Annotated in this window: 17 protein-coding genes; 9 read left to right on the forward strand and 8 right to left on the reverse strand. The window is 70.8% G+C overall.

All coding sequences use genetic code 11. The features are described 5' to 3' along the window. Positions 1 to 4 precede the first annotated feature (4 nt). The 4 genes from polA to BLQ62_RS13695 all read right to left on the reverse strand — a co-directional run bounded on the left by polA (position 5) and on the right by BLQ62_RS13695 (position 5,522). Positions 5 to 2,680, reverse strand: coding sequence for a DNA polymerase I (gene polA, locus BLQ62_RS13680; protein WP_115391429.1), 2,676 nt, complete (start codon positions 2,678 to 2,680; stop codon positions 5 to 7). A gap of 68 nt (positions 2,681 to 2,748) precedes the next feature. After that, positions 2,749 to 3,183: a hypothetical protein gene (locus tag BLQ62_RS13685; RefSeq protein ID WP_068531527.1), complete on the reverse strand. Its 435-nt coding sequence runs from the start codon at positions 3,181 to 3,183 to the stop codon at positions 2,749 to 2,751. A 23-nt stretch (positions 3,184 to 3,206) separates the two neighbouring features. Then, positions 3,207 to 4,403 (reverse strand): TFIIB-type zinc ribbon-containing protein, encoded by a 1,197-nt coding sequence (locus BLQ62_RS13690; protein ID WP_068568490.1) that lies wholly within the window; start codon positions 4,401 to 4,403, stop codon positions 3,207 to 3,209. 3 nt (positions 4,404 to 4,406) lie between these two features. Continuing rightward, positions 4,407 to 5,522, reverse strand: coding sequence for an SPFH domain-containing protein (locus tag BLQ62_RS13695; RefSeq protein WP_231857736.1), 1,116 nt, complete (start codon positions 5,520 to 5,522; stop codon positions 4,407 to 4,409). Between the two features lie 177 nt (positions 5,523 to 5,699). Between BLQ62_RS13695 and BLQ62_RS13700 the strand changes: the two genes are divergently transcribed. The 3 genes from BLQ62_RS13700 to BLQ62_RS13710 all read left to right on the forward strand — a co-directional run bounded on the left by BLQ62_RS13700 (position 5,700) and on the right by BLQ62_RS13710 (position 7,599). After that, complete coding sequence (locus BLQ62_RS13700; RefSeq protein ID WP_068531521.1) at positions 5,700 to 5,885, forward strand: YegP family protein; 186 nt, start codon at positions 5,700 to 5,702, stop codon at positions 5,883 to 5,885. Positions 5,886 to 5,967: 82 nt separating this feature from the next. Then, entirely contained in the window at positions 5,968 to 6,600 is a 633-nt protein-coding gene (locus BLQ62_RS13705) for a HEAT repeat domain-containing protein (RefSeq protein ID WP_068568902.1), read from the forward strand. Between the two features lie 12 nt (positions 6,601 to 6,612). Beyond that, entirely contained in the window at positions 6,613 to 7,599 is a 987-nt protein-coding gene (locus tag BLQ62_RS13710) for a HEAT repeat domain-containing protein (RefSeq protein ID WP_068568492.1), read from the forward strand. On the opposite strand, the gene BLQ62_RS13715 is transcribed toward BLQ62_RS13710, so the two are convergent. Both BLQ62_RS13715 and BLQ62_RS13720 read right to left on the reverse strand, forming a co-directional pair. After that, entirely contained in the window at positions 7,574 to 9,364 is a 1,791-nt protein-coding gene (locus tag BLQ62_RS13715; protein WP_231857737.1) for a phosphocholine-specific phospholipase C, read from the reverse strand. The two genes, BLQ62_RS13710 and BLQ62_RS13715, sit on opposite strands and share 26 nt — an antisense overlap. Positions 9,365 to 9,462: 98 nt before the next feature. Next, entirely contained in the window at positions 9,463 to 10,125 is a 663-nt protein-coding gene (locus tag BLQ62_RS13720; RefSeq protein WP_068531515.1) for a TetR/AcrR family transcriptional regulator, read from the reverse strand. 106 nt (positions 10,126 to 10,231) lie between these two features. Between BLQ62_RS13720 and BLQ62_RS13725 the strand changes: the two genes are divergently transcribed. The 5 genes from BLQ62_RS13725 (at position 10,232) to BLQ62_RS13745 (ending at position 15,366) form a co-directional block, all read left to right on the forward strand. Beyond that, positions 10,232 to 11,710 (forward strand): MFS transporter, encoded by a 1,479-nt coding sequence (locus BLQ62_RS13725; RefSeq protein WP_068568496.1) that lies wholly within the window; start codon positions 10,232 to 10,234, stop codon positions 11,708 to 11,710. A gap of 133 nt (positions 11,711 to 11,843) precedes the next feature. Next, positions 11,844 to 12,668, forward strand: a complete 825-nt coding sequence (locus tag BLQ62_RS23865) for an aminoglycoside phosphotransferase family protein (RefSeq protein WP_068568498.1) — start codon at positions 11,844 to 11,846, stop codon at positions 12,666 to 12,668. Then, on the forward strand, positions 12,665 to 13,462 hold the full coding sequence (locus tag BLQ62_RS13735; protein ID WP_231857738.1) for an alpha/beta fold hydrolase: 798 nt from the start codon (positions 12,665 to 12,667) through the stop codon (positions 13,460 to 13,462). The genes BLQ62_RS23865 and BLQ62_RS13735 overlap by 4 nt, the downstream gene beginning before the upstream one ends. A gap of 89 nt (positions 13,463 to 13,551) precedes the next feature. Continuing rightward, complete coding sequence (locus BLQ62_RS13740) at positions 13,552 to 14,082, forward strand: AAA family ATPase (protein ID WP_068568500.1); 531 nt, start codon at positions 13,552 to 13,554, stop codon at positions 14,080 to 14,082. A 63-nt stretch (positions 14,083 to 14,145) separates the two neighbouring features. Then, complete coding sequence (locus tag BLQ62_RS13745; RefSeq protein WP_082756894.1) at positions 14,146 to 15,366, forward strand: HNH endonuclease; 1,221 nt, start codon at positions 14,146 to 14,148, stop codon at positions 15,364 to 15,366. Here the strand turns inward: BLQ62_RS13745 and BLQ62_RS13750 are convergent. After that, complete coding sequence (locus BLQ62_RS13750; protein ID WP_068568503.1) at positions 15,363 to 15,740, reverse strand: MerR family transcriptional regulator; 378 nt, start codon at positions 15,738 to 15,740, stop codon at positions 15,363 to 15,365. The two genes, BLQ62_RS13745 and BLQ62_RS13750, sit on opposite strands and share 4 nt — an antisense overlap. 41 nt (positions 15,741 to 15,781) lie before the next feature. Between BLQ62_RS13750 and BLQ62_RS13755 the strand changes: the two genes are divergently transcribed. Further along, positions 15,782 to 16,867: an alkene reductase gene (locus BLQ62_RS13755; protein ID WP_068568506.1), complete on the forward strand. Its 1,086-nt coding sequence runs from the start codon at positions 15,782 to 15,784 to the stop codon at positions 16,865 to 16,867. Here the strand turns inward: BLQ62_RS13755 and BLQ62_RS13760 are convergent. Next, the gene (locus BLQ62_RS13760) at positions 16,847 to 17,842 is read right to left on the reverse strand and encodes a glutathione S-transferase family protein (RefSeq protein WP_068568508.1); all 996 of its coding nucleotides are present in this window, start codon (positions 17,840 to 17,842) and stop codon (positions 16,847 to 16,849) included. The two genes, BLQ62_RS13755 and BLQ62_RS13760, sit on opposite strands and share 21 nt — an antisense overlap. Positions 17,843 to 17,908 lie beyond the last annotated feature (66 nt).

The following is a 17,908-nucleotide window of genomic DNA, read 5'->3' on the forward strand; positions in this document are numbered from 1 at the left end:
GTGACTAGTGCGCAGCGTCGTCCCAGGTGCGTCCGTAGCCGACGGACACCTCGAGCGGCACGGACAGCTCCGCGGCGCCGCCCATCGTGTCACGCACGAGAGTCTCCAGCTGCTCGCGCTCCCCCGCCGCGACCTCGAGCACCAGCTCGTCGTGTACCTGCAGCAACATCCGCGATCGCAGCCCGGCGGCGCGGATCTGCTCGTCGAGGCGGATCATCGCCACCTTGATGATGTCGGCGGCGCTGCCCTGGATCGGGGCGTTGAGCGCCATCCGCTCGGCCGCCTCACGGCGCATGCGGTTGGTCGAGGTCAGGTCAGGCAGGTACCGGCGTCGGCCGTAGATGGTCTCGGTGTACTCGTTGCGCGTGGCCTCGGTGACCACGTCCTGGAGGTAGTCCCGCACGCCGCCGAAGCGGGAGAAGTACGCCTCCATCTGATCCTTCGCCTCATCGCGCGAGATCTTGAGCTGCGCCGCGAGCCCGAACGCGGAGAGCCCGTAGGCGAGACCGTAGGACATCGCCTTCACCCGACGGCGCATGTCCGGGGTGACCTCGTCGATCGGGACGCCGAAGGCCCGCGAACCGACGAAGTTGTGCAGGTCCTCGCCGGTCTTGAAGGCCTCGATCAGCCCCTCGTCACCCGACAGGTGCGCCATGATCCGCATCTCGATCTGGCTGTAGTCGGCGGTCATGAGCGTCTCGTAGCCCTCGCCCGCGACGAACGCGTGCCGGATCTGCCGGCCGGCCTCGGTGCGCACCGGGATGTTCTGCAGGTTCGGATCGGTCGAGCTGAGGCGGCCCGTGGCCGCCACCGTCTGGTTGAACGTGGAGTGGATCCGCCCGTCCGAGGCGACCGTCTTGAGCAGGCCCTCGACGGTGACCTTGAGCCGCGTGGCGTCACGGTGCTCGAGCAGGTGCTGCAGGAACGGGTGCGGCTCCTTCTCGTAGAGCGCCTCGAGCGCCGCCGCGTCGGTGGTGTAGCCGGTCTTGGTCTTCTTCGTCTTCGGCAGGCCCAGCTTCTCGAACAGGATCACCTGCAGCTGCTTCGGCGAGCCCAGGTTGATCTGCTCACCGATCTCCTCGAACGCGGCGGCCTCGGCGGCACGGATGCGCTCACTGAAGTCGCTGTGCAGCGACTCGAGGTGCGCCGTGTCGACGGCGATGCCCGTGGCCTCCATGACGTCGAGCACGCGCAGCAGCGGCAGCTCCATCTCCGCGAGCAGCGGCCCGGACTCGATGTTGTCGAGCTCGCCGTCGAGCGCGTCCGCCAAATCCGCCACGGCGCGCGCCCGCAGGATCGCCTGCTGCGCCTTCTCCCCCGCGGAGTCGTCCGGATCATCCAGCAGGGAGAGCTGCGAGTCGTCGCTCGCGGTCTCGACCCGCAGCTCACGGTGCAGGTACCGCACCGACAGATCGTCGAGGTTGAAGGTGCGCTGCCCTGGCCGCACCAGGTACGCCGCGATCGCCGTGTCCGAGGTGAGGCCGCCGAGCGACCACCCGCGGCTGGACAGGGCGTGCATGGCCCACTTCGCCTCGTGCACCGCCTTGGGCTGCGCCGCATCGGCGAGCCAGGCGCCGAGCGCGGCCTCGTCGTGCGGCGTGAGCGACGAGAGCTCGATGTAGCCGCCCTCGCCGTCGGGCGCGGAGATGACGACGGCCTCCGCGTCACCGTCGACCACGACCTCGGGCCCGACGACTCCGAGACCGGACCGCGCGCCGGAGGCGCCGTGCTCGGCCAGCCACTCGGCGACGGTGCCGGCCGCGACGATGCCGCCTGAGATCTCGAAGCCCTCGTCCGCCTCGGGCTCCGAGGACGAGAGTTCGGTGAAGATCCGCTCACGGAGCACGCGGAACTCAAGGTCGTCGAAGAGCTGGTGAATGGCCTCGCGGTTCCACGGCTGCAGAGCCAGATCCTGCGGCTCGTAGGGCAGCGTCATGTCCCGCACCATCTCGGTGATCTGCCGGTTGAGCTGCACGGTGGCGAGGTTCTCGCGCAGCGAGTCGCCCACCTTGCCCCTGACCTTGTCGACGTTCGTGACGAGGCCCTCGAGGTCGCCGTACTCGCGGATCCACTTGGCGGCCGTCTTCTCCCCCACGCCGGGGATGCCGGGCAGGTTGTCCGACGGGTCGCCGCGCAGCGCCGCGTAGTCCGGGTACTGCGACGGGGTCAGGCCGTACTTGGCCTCCACCTCCTCGGGAGTGAACCGGGTGAGATCGGAGACGCCCTTGCGCGGGTAGAGCACCGTCACGTCGTCGTTGACCAGCTGCAGCGCGTCCCGGTCGCCCGTGACGATGAGGACCTTGAAGCCCTGCTCCTGCGCGCGGGTGGTCATCGTGGCGATGATGTCGTCCGCCTCGTAGCCCTCCTGCGCCATGGTGGGGATGCCCATCGCGGCGAGCACGTCCTTGACCACGTCCACCTGGCCGCGGAAGTCGTCGGGCGCGGAGGAGCGCTGCGCCTTGTACTCGGGGTACATCTCGGCGCGGAAGGTCTGCCGCGAGACGTCGAAGGCGGCGGCGACGTAGCCGGGCGCCTCCTCCTTGAGCAGCTTGATCAGCATCGACGTGAAGCCGTACACCGCGTTGGTCGGCTGCCCCGCCTTGGTGCGGAAGCGGCCACCGTCGAGCGGGAGCGCGAAGAAGGCGCGGAACGCCATCGAGTGCCCGTCGATCAGGAGCATCGTGGGCTTGGTCGAGGTGTTCGCTGAAGTCACACCGGCAGTCTAGTGATCGCCGCCGACAGCTTTCGTCAGGTCGTCGTAGGCGGCAGCTGGGGCCGCACCACAACCGTGTCGGCGATGCGCCGTTCCAGCTCGGCGACGTCCGCGGTGGCCGCCTCGAGAGCGGGCTCCTTCTCCGTCTCGGGCAGGGCGGCGATGGCGACGAGCCGGTCGTCGATCTCCTGCGCCGTGATGGTGAGCGTCACCTGGGCGTCGAGCTGCGCGGCCGAGAGAACCCCCGCGGGCTGCTCGAAGGCGCGCAACGCCTTCCGGATGCGGCGGTGCAGCCGCGCTTCGGGCACGTGCGAGCCCGACCACGACAACGGCGCGCGCGAGGGGAAGGGCATCGCGGCCTCGGCCTGCTGCTGCCGGCGACTGTTGCGCACCAGCGCGATCGCGAAGCCGGTGGCCGCGAGCACCGCCAGCACGACGATCACGAGCACCACCACGATGATCCACGACATCCCGTACCTCCTCGCCGCCGCGACTATCCGCCGCGCGCCTGCATGTAGAGGTACACCGCCAGCCCGACGAGCAGCAACCCGGCGGTGACGGCGAAGGCGATCTTGATCGCGCTCCACGGCCGCTGACCTTGCACTTCGCCCGTGACGCCGTTGACGAACACCTGGAAGGGCCTGCCTCCGAAGGTGACCGTGAGCAGCCACACCGGCATGAGCAGATAGAGGAAGTCGATGGACTGGTACACCGGGTTCATCCGGCTGATCCGCTGCTCGTCGCCGCCGATGTCGCGGCGCACGGTGTTCTCGATGATCCCCTCGATCCGCGGGCGCGCCTGCGCCTCGAAGACCTGGGCCGCGTCACCGTCGTACGTGCGGGCGAGGTGGCCCGCGACGAACTCGGGCGTGTAGGTGACCGCCTGCTCGGTGGGCCAGGGCTCGAGCTCGCGGACCCGATCGCCGTCGAGGCCCGTGTTCGCGGACTCGGCGAGTTGCCGGATGCTGTCGTGCGCGCGACCGCTCACGGGCCACCAGTCGGTGTAGGTCTCGATGTTGCCGTCGCGGTCGCGGCGGGTGCGGCGGACGCCGCGCGAGCCCGAGTAGTCGGTCGTCACCTCGGCGTCGTAGCTGTAGTACGAGAGGTAGACGCTGCTGAACGAGCCGAGGACGCGGTACTTCTTGAACTCGCGGGGCGCGAACCACCGGCTGTCGACCCACGCCTCGATGTTCCGGCGCGCCTGCTCCTCGGCGACCCGCAGCGGCAGGATCCCGTCGACGGGCAGCCGCGCGGGCGCGACCTGGACGTCGGTGCGCTGGATCGGGGTGTTGCAGTACGGGCACCGCACGGCCGTGAGGGTGCCGCTGAACAGCGTGTGCCCGCCGCAGTTCTGGCACACCACCTCGTGGTCGACGACGGGTACCGGGGCCGCCAACGCCGCCCGCGCGTAGAGCGCGTTCATGGTGGGGCCCAGTGGATGCGGGGTCAGGGACTTGCGGGTGTCGAGCAGCACCGGATAGGTGCTGCCGCAGCTCGGCGAGCGCAGCTGCCCGATCGCGGGGTCGTAGACCAGTGCGTCACCGCAGTTCCCGCACGGGTAGGTGCGGGTCTGCTCGGTGAGCTGCAGCATCTCCCGGTCGTTCGCCGACGGGACGCCGGGCACGAGCGGCCGGGGCGTGTTCCGCCCGGGCGGCGGCTCCTGCCCGGGCAGCGGGGGTGGCACCGTCATCGGCTACGACCGGGGCGGCAGGGGCGGCGGCGTCGAGCCGAACAGGGACGCCAGAGCGGGCACCTGCCCGGCGGGGGTCCAGCCGGTCAGGGCCGGCGACCACACCAGGGTCTGCGGGCTCAGGTTCATGGAGCGCAGTTGCTCGACCGGGAAGGGTCCGGCGGGCTGACCGTTCTGCTCGACGTGGAAGGCCTGCTCGGTCGGCAGCGGCGGCGGACCCGCCTGCCCCTGCGCGCCGGATGCGGGCTGCTGCAGGTTCTGCGCGAACTGCTGGCCCATCGCCATGCCCATGCCCGCGCCCATGAACTGGCCGGCACCGCCGCCGCCCTCGTTTGTAGCCGCACCGAGCATCGAATCGGCCGCCCGGCCCTGCTGGAAGCGGTTCATGTCGCCGACGTTGCCGTAGTACCCCTTCTCCTCGACGCCGCGGGCGACGCCCCGGGTCATGGCCTGCGTGATCTCGTCGGGCAGGGAGATGTTGAGCTCGATCGCCTCGCAGGCGAGGCCGTACTGCTGGTGGATCTTGGACTGCACGTACTGCTGCAGCTGCGCGGCCAGCTCGCGCTGGCGGGCCTGCAGGTCGATCGCGCCGACCCCGGTCTCGATGAGCATCTCGGAGAAGGCGGTGGCGATCGTGCGGCGCAGGAGTTCGGCGATCTCGTCGGAGTCGACGTTGGAGTCGGTGCCGATCACCTGGCGCAGGAAGGTGGGCGCGTCGACGACGCGCACCACGCACAGGCCGTTCGCGCGCACCTGGACCATGCCGAAGTCCTGGTCCCGGATGGTGATGGGATTGGGCGTGCCCCACCGCAGGTCGGTGATGGGGCGCGTGTTGATGAAGTAGACCTCGCTGCGGAACGGGCTCTTGAAGCCGTGCGGCCACCCCTGCAGCGTGGACATGACCGGCATGTTCTCGGAGACCAGCTGGTAGTTGCCCGGACCGTAGCGGTCGGCGAGCTGGCCCCGGTAGACGAACAGCGCCTCCTGGCCCTCGCGCACGATGAGCTGCGCGCCGTTCTTGATCTCGTTGTTGTAGCGCGGGAAGCGCCAGGCCATCGTCGACCGGTTGTCCTCGAGCCACTCGATGATGTCGACGAGCTCGCCGCGGACCCTGTCCATGATCCCCATCTGCGCTGCACCCCTGTCCTCGTTCGTATCGTCGCGATCCACGATAGTCACGACGCTTGGCGACGGCTGAGCGCCGGCTGATAACGCTTCGCCCCGCGCTCACGCGGCCGGCGTCATACGCTGCATCCGGCCCCGAGGACGGGGATCACCACGAGAAAGGTGCTCCACATGGCAGGCAAGTTCGAGGTGTACGAGGACAACGCCGGCAAGTTCCGGTTCCGTCTCAAGGCGGGCAACGGCGAGGTCGTGGCCTCCGGTCAGGCCTACGCCTCGCGCAAGGGTGCGCACGACGGTGCCGCCGCCGTGCAGCGTGCCGCCGAGGGCGCGAAGGTGGTCGACGTCGACGCGGAGTAGGTCCCTGACCTGCACGGGTTGACCTTGACATCGTGACAGGGTCTGGAATCGACGCCACCGACCAACCAAGGAGGTGGCCGTCATGGCCCGGACCCTGCTCGATCATCACAACGCCTCGATCCGCCTGCGCGCGGCGCTCGATGCGGGGACGTCGCCCGGCGACGTCGACGCCGCGGCGCTCGTCGCGCGGTGCGGTGTCGAGCCGGACTTCTTCGTCCGCGACATGCTGACCTGGGCGCTGACCCGCCTGCCCGCATCGACGACGGTGCCGTTGCTGCGGGCCGAGCTCGGTTCCGCGGTGCCGCAGGCCCGCAGCCAGGCGCTGCATTCGCTGTCGAAGATCGGCGGCGCGGAGTCGGCGGCCGCGTTCGGCGAGGTCGTGACGCTGACTGCCGACGCCGATGCCGAGGTGGCCAGGGCCGCGTGGCGCACCGCTGCCGCGCTCGATCCGGACGCGTGGGCCCGACGGTCCGCCGCCCGGGCTCTGGTCGCGCAGTTGGGGCGCGGCGACGCGGAGACCCGTCGCAGCCTCAGCCGTGCGATCCTGGCCCTCGGCGACGAGGGCGTGTCCGCCCTGCCGGACGCGGCCACCGCCGCGGACGAGGTGCGCGAGCACGTGGCGGAGACGGTGCGGCTGCTCGAGGATCCCGACTCCGGCTTCGCGGGCTCGCTGCACGAGGCGCAGCGGGTGGCTGCCCTGGGGCGCCAGGACTGAGGAGGGACGGCCATGCGGATCGGCGAGGTGGCGGAACGGTCGGGGGTCAGCGCGCGGATGCTCCGGCACTACGACGCGCTCGGCCTCGTCCGGCCCTCCCAGCGCTCCTCGACGGGCTACCGGGAGTACGCACCGGAGGACATCCGGCGGATCTTCCACGTCGAGAGCCTGCGCTCACTCGGACTCTCGCTCAAGGAGATCGGGCGCGCGCTCGACGATCCGTCGTTCGCTCCCGAGCGGCTGCTCGAGGACATGATCGCCCGCAGCCGGGAGCGGATCCGCCTCGAGGTTGAGCTGTTCGAGCGACTGCAGCACGTCGCTGCCACCGGGCCGTCGGACTGGGAGCAGGTCCTCGCCGTCGTGGGCCTGCTCTCCCGCCTCGACACCGGATCGCCCGGCGCGCGCCAACGGGCCGTCCTGGCGGCGGGCGGCCGGGCACCGTCGGACGCCCTGGCCGAGGCGCTGCTGCGGGAGGAGAGCACGAACGTCGCCGGCGCGCTGCGCTGGGCGCTGGCCCAGGCGGACGGCCCGGACCTCGCACCGCTGGTGGACGCGCTGGGCTCGGAGGACGCTGCGGTGCGCCGCCGCGCCGTCGAGGCCCTCGCCGAGGTACCGGGACAGGACGAGGCGCTGCGTTCGGCGCTCGAGCACGAGGACGCAGCGGTCAGAGTGCTCGCGGCCGTCGCGCTGGGCCGGCGGGGCGACGCCGCGGCGGTACCCGCGCTCATCGAAATGGTGCGCACCGGCCGCAAGGACGTCGATGCGGCCGAGGCTCTGGGGGTCATCGCGACGATCACGCCCGCGCCGGAGGCGATCAGCACCCGGCTCGCCGACATCGCGACCACGAGCACCGCCTACGACGAGCGGCAGCGGATCGTCCAGGCGCTCGCGGAGATCCGGACCGACGGCGCCGACGCCGCCCTCCGCGACCTCGCCCGCGACGGCGACGCGCGCATCGCCGGGACGGCGGCGTTCATCCTTCGACGGCAGGAGAGGTGACGAACCGCCAGTGCTCACCGGCGGGCCCCAGCACGAGCAGGTCGTAGCGGCCGCCCGGGGCCGGCACGTCGAGTTGCACCTCGCCGAGGACGTCGGCGTGCAGCGGAACGGAATCCGGTGCGTGGTAAGGGAAGACGGTGAAGTGCGCGCTGCGGGATCCGGTGTTGGTCAGGCGCACGCGGACACCGTCGGGCCGGGGAACGGCGGTGGCCCCCGGAACGTAGGGCACGGGGCGCGCCGGGCGCTCCCCCGGCTCCTGCGCGGGGCGCCGTCCCACGGCCGGCGCGTGCGGCTTCCACCGCGGGGAGAGCGCGCCGACGGGCCGCGGGTGCGCCTGCGTCGGGAGTCCCTGCGGCACCTGGAAGTCGAAGGCGCTGGTGAGATCACCACAGACGGTGCGCCGCCACGACGAGATCGCCGGCACCGCGATCCCCAGCCAGCGCTCGAGGAAGCGCAGCGTGGAGGTGTGGTCGAAGGTCTCCGAGGCGACGTGACCGCCGACCGTCCACGGGGAGACCACCGTCATCGGCACACGATCGCCGAGCCCGAGCGGCAGACCGCCGACCCACTCGTCCGCCAGGTCGCGCGGCGGACGCGGCGGCGGGACGTGATCGAAGTAGCCGTCGTTCTCGTCGTAGAGCAGGAACAGCGCCGTCTTGCGCCAGACCGCGGGATTGCGGCCGAGTGCGTCGAGGATGCGGTGCACGAGGTTCGCCGAGGCGCGCGGCGAGGAGCCGCTGGGGTGCTCGGACTCCCGCTCGGAGGCGACGACGTAGCTCACGGTGGGCAGGGTGCCGGCGGCGATGTCGGCGGCGATCCGGTCGGTGAGCGTCCCGGTGGCGGTGCGGCGCAGACCGCGGAAGAACAACTCGCGCTCGGTCCGCGGGAGCGCCCGGGCCCGGGCGTCCACCTCCCCGGATCGACGGTGCGCCTCCGCCTCCGGTAGGCGTCGCAGGCCCTGGTAGAAGTCGTCGATCTCGGTGCCGAAGTCGCCGAAGACCTGCTTGGAGACTCGTTTGAAGCGGCGGAAGAACTCGATGTTGTTGTCGGTGAAGTTGTCCCACTCCTGGTAGACCTGCCAGGGCACGCCCGCATCCTGCAGGATCTCGCCGATGCACGGCCAGTCGTAGCCGGGGTGGCCGCGGTCGTAGGCGCTGTTCTCGACGGCCCGCTCCCCCGTCCCGGGCTCGTAGCCGGTGGTACCGGAGAAGAAGAAGTTGCGATTCGGCGAGGTCGACGTGGGCGAGCTGCAGTAGTAGTGGTCGCAGATCGTGAAGGCGTCGGCGAGCGCGTAGTGGAACGGGATGTCCTCGCGGTCGTAGTACGCCATCGTCGAATCGGTCTTAGCGGCGATCCACCCGTCGTGCCAGCCGTCCGCGAGCGCGGCGTGGCCGCCCTTCCAGGTGTGGTCGAGCGCGTCGATGTTCTCCGCGTCCATCCGCTGGCGGTCGGCGGCCCCGCGCACCGGGAAGGGCGGCACCGTCAGGCCCGAGCGGGTGGGCTGGAAGAAGACGTCCCCGCCCGACCGGAGGCGGATGGCCGCGGGGTCGGCGAAACCGCGCACACCGCGCAGGGTGCCGTAGTAGTGGTCGAAGGACCGGTTCTCCTGCATCAGGAAGATCACGTGCTCGAGATCGGCCAGCCCGCCGGCGGGGGCGGGTTCGGCCAGTGCGTCGGTCAGCGACGACGGGAGCAGCCCCATGCCCGCGACGATACCGCCGCCGAGGGCTCCCCTGAGGAACGTGCGCCGATTAGCGGTGGTCACGGTTCCACGCTGGACCATCGGTTTGAATCGACGGTGGCGCGGCGCTGAACGCGCGTCGACGGTTCGGCGCCGGCCGCCTCACCCCGACGAGCGCCGCTTCAGCGCGGGTAGCGCTGCGCGAAGCCGTCGCAGAGCGCGCCGATGCCGGCGTGCAGCAGGGGCATGGCGGCGCACAGATCCGGCCGGTCCACCGCCACGAGCTCCTGGAGCAGCGGCAGATCCTCGATCACGGGGTTCTCCGCGAGGTCCGCCACGAAACCCGCGCCCTCGAGCGAGGCGCCGGGCGCGAGCAGGAGCCGTCCGACGGCGCCGATCCCGGCTCCCTGGACGTGGTTCCACACGTGCAGCGTCAGCTCGGCCGCATCGGGAACGTTCCCGGTGAGGTGGGTGAACGCTTCGACGAGCCAGTTGAAGCAGGAGACCGCGGACGGAGCCATCGCCGCGCGCGGCATCGAGTGCGCGAGCAGCACCCATGGGTGGTGCAGGTAGAGCCGCATGTCGGCCTCGGCCGCCACATGGGTGCGGGTGCGCCAGTCGGGATCGCCCATCAACTCGGGCGGGTAGAGGTACTCCGCGCCGACGGTGGCGGCCATGTCGCGCACCAGGGCGTCCTTGTCGGGCACGTGGCGGTACAGGGACATGGCCCCGGCGCCGAGAGCGTCGGCGATCCGCCGCATGGACACCTTCTCAAGGCCTCCCTCGTCGGCGAGGCGCACGGCCTCGGCCACGATGGCCTCGCGGGTCAGGGTGGTCTCGGACACCTGCGCCCTTTCTCCGTTGACCGGATTCGACGGTGATGCGTACAGTGTACCCAGTCGTCATGCGTACGCCGTACGCGCCCGCCCCCGCTCTTCTGAGGAGATCGAAGTGTCCACCACCCCGCGCCGCGCCTGGGCCGGCCTCGCAGCACTGCTCCTGCCGGTGTTCCTGGTCTCGATGGACGCGTCGGTGCTCTACCTGGCGATGCCGCACCTGACCGTCGCCCTGCATCCGAGCCCGGAGCAGCAGCTGTGGATCCTCGACATCTACCCGTTCATGCTCGCCGGCCTGCTGATCACCATGGGTAACCTCGGCGATCGCTGGGGTCGCCGGCGCCTGATGACCTGGGGCGCAGGACTGTTCGGCGTCGCATCGGTGATCGCAGCCTTCGCGCCGTCGCCCGAGTTGCTCATCGCCGCGCGCGCCCTCATGGGCGTCGGCGGCGCCACCCTACTGCCCGCGAGCCTCGCGCTCATCGCGAACATGTTCCGCGACCCGAAGGCGCGGGGCATCGCGATCGGCGTCTGGACCGCGGCCTTCTCCTTCGGCATGGCCGTCGGCCCCGTGATCGGCGGCGTGCTGCTGCACCACTTCTGGTGGGGTTCGGTGTTCCTGATCAACGCGCCGGTGTTCCTGGCCTTCCTCATCGCGGGACCGCTGCTGATCCCCGAGTTCCGCGGCGGAGGCGCCGCGCGCTTCGATCTCGTGGGCGTCGGGCTGTCGATGGCGGCGATCTTCCCCCTGGTCTACGCCGTGAAGTCCGCAGCGGGTCACGGGGTGCACGGGAGCACGTTCCTGATCGGCGGCCTCGGCGCGCTGATGCTCGTGGCGTTCATCGCGCAGCAGCGTCGCACGCCGTACCCGCTGATCCCCTTCGACCTGTTCCGCAACCGCGTGTTCACCATGGCCATCGTCGGCACCATCCTGGCGATGTCCACGCTGGGCTCGATGTCCTACCTCACGGGCATCTACCTGCAGTCGGTCGTCGGTTTCGACGTGCTGGCCGCCGCCCTGCTCGGCCTCCCCGCCGCCGCGGTGGTCGCGTACTTCTCGCTGCGGGCTCCGTGGATCGAGCAGTACCTGGGGCGGCGTGCGACCTTCGTGACAGCACTGCTGTTCGCGGCCGCCGGCCAGTTGCTGCTCGTCGGCCTCGGTACGGACGGCCCGTCGTGGCTGTACGTGCTCGGCACGGTCGTGGCCGGCGTCGGCTACGGGACCCTGTTCACCTTCGTCTCCGCGGTCGCGCTCGACGCCGCGCCGCCGGAGCGAGCGGGCCAGGCCTCGTCGATGTCGGAGATGAGTTTCGAGCTCGGCACCGCCCTCGGCCTCGCCGTGCTGGGCTCCATCGCGACTGCGGTGTTCACCCGGCACGACGGCATGTCGCGCACGCTCGGCGACACCCTGGCGCGCGTCGATGCGATGACCGGGCCCGGCGCCCCCGCCCTTGCCGACGCCGCGCGTTCGGCCTGGGTCGATGCGGTGACCACGACGGTCGGCGTATCGAGCCTGCTGCTCGTCGCCACCGCCCTCGCCGCCTTCGTCGTGATGCGCGACCGCACGCCGAGCGCGGAACTCGTGCGCTGCTGACTCGTCCACCATGGAGTTCGTCGATGCGGACACGCTCCGCCGCCTGCTTCCGACCGAGGAGTTCGACATCCCGCTCGGCGTGAGCACCGCGGCGCTGTACCGGCGCTGAGAGGCGCCTCGATAGGCTGGCAGCGTGGATCCCCTCGCCGGCTGGTGCGATGCCCTCGACCGATGGAGCCTCTCCCCCGACGGTGCGCCGTTCGACACGCCCGGCAGCGACCTGCTGCCCGTGCGATGGCGGGACCGGCCGGCGATGCTCAAGCGCGCCAACACCTCCGAGGAGCGGGCCGGGGCCGCGGTGCTGCGCTGGTGGGGCGGCGACGGTGCCGCCGAGGTCTTCGCGCACGACGGCGACATCGTGCTCATGGAGCGGGCGACCGGAACCGCGAGCCTCATGACGATGGCCCTCGACGGTCGCGACGACGAAGCGACCCGGATCCTGTGCGGCACCGTCGAACACCTGCACCGGCCCCGCCCGGGCGCGCCCGACGCCGAGCTCGTTCCGCTGCGCGAGTGGTTCGCATCGCTGGAGAGGGCGCACGGGGACGACCCGCGGTACCGACGCTCATGGGACGCCGCTCTCGGCCTGTTCGCCGACCCGCGCGACCCGGTGGTGCTGCACGGCGATGTGCACCACGACAACGTCCTCGACTTCGGGGCGCGCGGCTGGCTGGCGATCGATCCCAAATGCGTGGTGGGCGAGCGGGGCTACGACTACGCGAACCTGCTGACCAATCCGGACCTGCCCACCGCAGCCGATCCGGTGCGGTTCGCGCGGCAGCTCGCGGTCGTCGTCGCCGCGTCCGGCGTGCCACGCGAACGCCTGCTGCGCTGGGTGCTCGCCTTCGCCGGACTGTCGGCGGCGTGGTTCGACGAGGACGGCGAGAGCGCCGAACGCGAGCGGGACTTCGCCGTCGCCGATCTCGCAGCGGCGCACCTGCGCGGGTCCGCGTCGTGACGGCGCGGCCACCGATCGTGCTGCTGCACGGCTGGCCCGTCACGGACCTGCACTGGCGCCACCTGCTGCCCCGGCTGCGCGACGCGGGTTTCACCCCGCTCCCCATGAGCCTGCCCGGCCTGGGGGTGAGCGCCGACGGCGTGCGCGACTTCCGCAAGAGCACGCTGGTCGACCGTGTGCTCGATCAGCTGGCAGCGCAGTCGGTTCGGCGATGCGCCGTGATCGGCCACGACTGGGGCGGAACCGTCGCGGTGCACCTCGCGGCGGCGTCCCCGGACCTGGTCGGCGCGCTCGTCGTCGAGGAGGAGATCCTGCCGGGGATCGACGTGGGCGTTCCCGCGCCGGGCAGCGCGCACTACCCGGACTGGCACGGCGCGTTCAACCGGGCGCCGGGCCTCGCCGAGGGCCTCGTCCCCGGCCGCGAGGACGATTTCTACGGCGCCTTCCTCCGGCAGAGCGCCGGTCCGGCAGCGCTCGACCCCGCAGTCGTGCGCGCCTACGTCGACGCGTACCGCCCCACCGACGTCCACCGGGCCGCGCTGCAGTACTACCGCACGCGGACCGTCGACCTCGACGACGTGGCACGCCTGCGCACCCACCCGGTCACGGTGCCGGTACTCGGGCTCGGCGGGCGGTACGCGATGGGGACGGCGGTCGCCGAGGGGCTGCGTCCGGTCGCGAAGGACGTGCGCGGGGTCGTCCTGTCCGACTCCGGCCACTACCCCGCGGAACAGGAGGCCGACTGTGCCGCGCGCGCCGTCATCGACTTCCTTCGCGAACGCGATCTCCACTGACCGCGACGTCTCGGCCCAGGGAAACCCGTTGACAGCGAAGGGGCGCCCCTCGGAGAGTCGGATGCGAACACGACAGGAGGACGCACAGCATGAGCCGCACCGTCATCGTTCTGACGGGCCCACCGGGGTCCGGTAAGAGCACCGTCTCCGCAGCGTTGGCCCGCAGCACGACGCCCGGCGTGCACCTGCACTCCGACGACTTCTGGGCCGCCATCGTGGCCGGCGCGATCGCACCGTACGAGCCGGAGTCCGCGCACCAGAACGACATCGTCATGGGTGTCGTCGCGGGCGCGGCGTTCGGTTACGCGCTGGGCGGCTTCACCACCGTCGTCGACGGCGTCGTCGGCCCATGGATGCTCGAGCACTTCCGCGACACACCGCCCGAGGTGGAGCTCCACTACGTCGTGCTGCGTCCCTCGCTCGACCGGACGCTCCAGCGCGCGCAGGCGCGGACGGGCATCGACGCTCTCGTCGACGAGGGGCCGCTCGTGGCGATGTGGCAGCAGTTCGCCGACCTCGGCGGGTACGAGTCGCACGTGATCGACACGTCGGACGAGGCCCCGACGCGCACTCTCGGGCGCGTCGCGGACGCCGTCAGGTCGGGCCGCTTCCGAGTCTGATTGATTTTCGATATCATGCCATCCAATCGAAAACTTGTCGGTGGGTCGGCGTAGCGTCAAGTCATGGAGAAAGTTCATGAAGCGGAGGTTGATCGGCCTCCCGATGGCGGTGTGATCGATCGGTTGCGTTCGAGTGAAGTCCGACGGTGCCGTCTGGTGTTCGAACAGTACGCCCTCGCGGCGTCACTGCTGCGGGAGCGGGTGTGCGAGCGGATCGCCGCCGGTGTGGGCCAGGACCGCTGGCAGCAGGGCGTCGCCGCGGAACTCGCCCTGGCGCTGCACCTGTCCCCGCACACCGCCGCGAAGTTCCTCGCCCGCGCAGTGGAGCTCGAGCGGCACCTGCCGCACACCCGCGCCCGCCTGCACGACGGGGACCTCGCCCCGGAGGCGATCCCGGTGATCATCGGCGGCCTGGCGCACCTGGATATCGCGGATCGGCAGACCGCGGATCAGCAACTGTGCGCCGACCCGGCGACCCTGGCGGGGATGGGACTCAAGCAACTCGCCGCCCACGTCGAGCAGATCGCGTACGCGCTCGATGCGCGGGCCACCGTGGACCGGAACGCCTCCGCGGAGAAGGACCGCACCGTCACCATCCGCCCGCTCCCCGAAGGCATGGCCAGGGTCTCGCTACTGCTGCCGCTGGCGCAGGCGGTCGGCGCGTACGCGCACCTGCGCAAACACGCCGACACCCTCCTCGGCCACGGCACCGAGCTCCGCACGCGCGGGCAGATCATGGCCGACACCGCGTTCGCCCGCCTCACCGGCCGCGCATCGATCGACGGCCAACCCGTGCTGGTGAACCTGACCATCCCCGCGACCGTCCTGCTGGGCGATCGGCCCGGCACCGCGCACCTCGACGGCGGCGGCACACTGCCGGCGGAAATCGCCCGCAACCTCATCGGCCACGCCACCGCCGCGGGTCTCGCGTGGGTCAAACGCCTCTACATCACCCCCGAATCCGGCGCGATCGTCGCGATGGACTCCCGGCAACGCTGCTTCCCCGACGGGTTGGCGGAGATGATCCGCGCCCGGGACCGGTACTGCCGCACCCCGTACTGCGATGCGCCGATCGCGCATTCGGATCACGTGGTCCCCCACGCGAGAGGCGGGCCGACGAGCTTCGAGAACGGGCAGGGTCTGTGCGCGGCGTGCAACTACGCCAAGGAAGCCGAAGGCTGGACGTCCACGGTCGGATCGGACCCGTCGGGGAGGCACACCGTCGAAACCCACACCCCCACAGGACATGTCCACCGATCCACCGCACCGTCGCAAGCGGCTTAAACCGATCCGGAGGACCGCTGCGATCCTGCGGTATCGATCACGCCGTCGAGAACCTCCCTTGCCCGGACCAGATCGCGAATGCCCGCGTCGATGCGGTTGCGCTCCGCACGTAGTGTCTCCGTGAGCCAGGGCGTGGCGCTCGCGTTCGGCGATCCGTCCTCATCGTGGATGCACGGCAGCAACTGAGCGATCACCGTGCTCGTGAGGCCTGCGGCGAACAGTTCCTGGATGCGCACCACCCGATCGACTGCACGGTCCGGGTAGAGCCGCTGCCCCGCGCCCGTGCGCGTCGAGGCCAGAAGCCCCTTCTCCTCGTAGTAGCGCAGCGAGCGCACGCTCACTCCGGTGCGTTGCGCGAGTTCTCCGATCCGCATCTCTTGCCCCTCACACTGGTGTCAGGTTTTAGCGTACGGGCATGTCCCTCCTCACGCCGTACCGCAGCCGCACTCTCGACCTTCCCAATCGCGTCGTCATGGCGCCCATGACGCGATTGCGTTCGGAGCCCGACGGCTCGCCGACGGTCGACGTCGCCGACTACTACCGCCAGCGCGCCAGCGCGGGTCTGATCGTGTCCGAGGGGATGTGGCCGCACCCGTCAGGGCAGAGCGAGGCGTGGGTCCCCGGCCTGGCGACCGATCGGCACGAGCGCGCGTGGGCACGGGTCGTCGACGCCGTGCACGCCGAAGGCGGAAGGATCGTCGCGCAGCTCATGCACGGCGGGCGCAAGGGACATCCCGGCGCCCGGATCGACGGTTCGATCCCCGCCGGTCCGTCGGCCGTGCCCGACGGTGACGTCCTTCACCTGCTGGACGGTTCGAAGACGACGTGGCCGCGCCCCGCAGCGATGACCGCCACCGACATCGCGCGGGCGATCGAGCAGTACGTAGCGTCAGCACGCCGGGCTGTTGCGGCGGGATTCGACGGTGTCGAACTGCACGGCGCCAACAGCTACCTGATCCATCAGTTCCTCGCGGACAACACCAACCTGCGTACGGATCGCTACGGCGGCTCCACGGCGAACCGGCTGCGGTTCGCCCTCGAGGTGGTCGACGCCGTATCCGACGCCATCGGCGCCGGCCGCACGGCGATCCGGCTCTCGCCCGGAAACCCGCAGTTCTCGATGATCGAGCACGACCCCGCCACCCTCTACCGCGCACTCGTCGGGGAGCTGAGCGACCGCGATCTGATGTACCTGCACCTCACCGACAACGACGACTACCCTGCACTCGGCGACCTCCGGCCGCGATTCGCGGGCACCGTCATCGCCAACGTGGGCGAGAACCGCGCACCCACGTCGGCGACAGCGGCGGAGCTGGCCCTCTGCAACGGCGCCGACCTGGTCTCCTTCGGCCGGGCGTTCATCGCGAACCCCGATCTCGTGGAGCGTATTCGGCGATCGCTACCGCTCGCCGCCATCCGGGAGGACGTGCTGTACGGCCGCACCGCCGAGGGTTACTCGGACTACCCCTGCGCCGGGATCTCAGCCGGCGGGGATCGGTAGCGGCGCGGGAGCGGTGCCGGAGCCGAACGGGCTGCCGCCGAGCTTCTCGCGGCCGTGCTCGGTGAACCAGTTCTTCAGGTCCGGCCCCTTGGGGACGATGCCCGACGGGTTGATGTCGCGATGCACCTCGTAGTAGTGCCGCTTGATGTGGTCGAAGTGGGTGGAGTCGCCGAAACCGGGCGTCTGGAACAGATCCCGCGCGTACGCCCACAGCACCGGCATCTCGCTGAGCTTCTCCCGGTTGCACTTGAAGTGCCCGTGGTAGACGGGATCGAATCGCGCCAGCGTGGTGAACAGCCGCACGTCCGCCTCGGTGATGGTGTCGCCCACCAGGTACCGCTGCGTCGCGAGCCGCTCACTGAGCCAGTCGAGCCGGGAGAAGAGCTGATCGTAGGCGGCGTCGTAGGACTCCTGCGAGCCCGCGAAACCGCAGCGGTACACGCCGTTGTTCACGTCGCGGTAGACCAGCTTGTTGACCTCGTCGATCTCACCGCGCAGGTCCTCGGGGTAGAGCTGCGGGGCGCCGTCGCGGTGGAAGTCGGTCCACTCCAGCGAGAAGTCGATCGTGATCTGCGGGAAGTCGTTGGTAACCACGGCGCCCGTCGGCACGTCGACGATCGCGGGCACGGTGATGCCCTTCGGATAGTCGGGGACGCGCTTGAAGTACGCGTCCTGCAGGCGCGGGATCTGCAGCACGGGGTCGAGACCGCCCGGGTCGAGGTCGAACGTCCAGGACCGCTTGTCGTGGGTGGGGCCGGCGATGCCCAGCGAGATCGCGTCCTCGAGCCCGAGCAGCCGCCGCACGATGATGGTCCGGGTGGCCCACGGGCAGGCGTACGAAGCCACCAGCCGGTAGCGCCCCGCCTCCACGGGATAGCCGTCGCGGCCGTCCCTGGTGATGCGGGTCTCGATGTAGCGGGTGTCCCGCTCGTACGGCTTGTTCGCGGTGACGTAGCTGCCCTGTTCCTCGCTCATGTCTCCAGGTTAGTAACCGGGGGCGACCCTCGCGAGGTAACGTCGACAGATCGTTACTCGATACAA

The organism is Tsukamurella pulmonis (assembly GCF_900103175.1).
Taxonomy (GTDB): Bacteria; Actinomycetota; Actinomycetes; order Mycobacteriales; family Mycobacteriaceae; genus Tsukamurella; species Tsukamurella pulmonis.

What these genes read in the sequence shown, in the direction of transcription:
- polA (WP_115391429.1), bottom strand. Translation starts at nt 2,680, where the DNA reads ATGCTCCTGATCGACGGGCACTCGATGGCGTTCCGCGCCTTCTTCGCG.
- BLQ62_RS13685 (WP_068531527.1), bottom strand. Translation starts at nt 3,183, where the DNA reads ATGTCGTGGATCATCGTGGTGGTGCTCGTGATCGTCGTGCTGGCGGTG.
- BLQ62_RS13690 (WP_068568490.1), bottom strand. Translation starts at nt 4,403, where the DNA reads ATGACGGTGCCACCCCCGCTGCCCGGGCAGGAGCCGCCGCCCGGGCGG.
- BLQ62_RS13695 (WP_231857736.1), bottom strand. Translation starts at nt 5,522, where the DNA reads ATGGACAGGGTCCGCGGCGAGCTCGTCGACATCATCGAGTGGCTCGAG.
- BLQ62_RS13700 (WP_068531521.1), top strand. Translation starts at nt 5,700, where the DNA reads ATGGCAGGCAAGTTCGAGGTGTACGAGGACAACGCCGGCAAGTTCCGG.
- BLQ62_RS13705 (WP_068568902.1), top strand. Translation starts at nt 5,968, where the DNA reads ATGGCCCGGACCCTGCTCGATCATCACAACGCCTCGATCCGCCTGCGC.
- BLQ62_RS13710 (WP_068568492.1), top strand. Translation starts at nt 6,613, where the DNA reads ATGCGGATCGGCGAGGTGGCGGAACGGTCGGGGGTCAGCGCGCGGATG.
- BLQ62_RS13740 (WP_068568500.1), top strand. Translation starts at nt 13,552, where the DNA reads ATGAGCCGCACCGTCATCGTTCTGACGGGCCCACCGGGGTCCGGTAAG.
- BLQ62_RS13745 (WP_082756894.1), top strand. Translation starts at nt 14,146, where the DNA reads ATGGAGAAAGTTCATGAAGCGGAGGTTGATCGGCCTCCCGATGGCGGT.
- BLQ62_RS13750 (WP_068568503.1), bottom strand. Translation starts at nt 15,740, where the DNA reads ATGCGGATCGGAGAACTCGCGCAACGCACCGGAGTGAGCGTGCGCTCG.
- BLQ62_RS13755 (WP_068568506.1), top strand. Translation starts at nt 15,782, where the DNA reads ATGTCCCTCCTCACGCCGTACCGCAGCCGCACTCTCGACCTTCCCAAT.
- BLQ62_RS13760 (WP_068568508.1), bottom strand. Translation starts at nt 17,842, where the DNA reads ATGAGCGAGGAACAGGGCAGCTACGTCACCGCGAACAAGCCGTACGAG.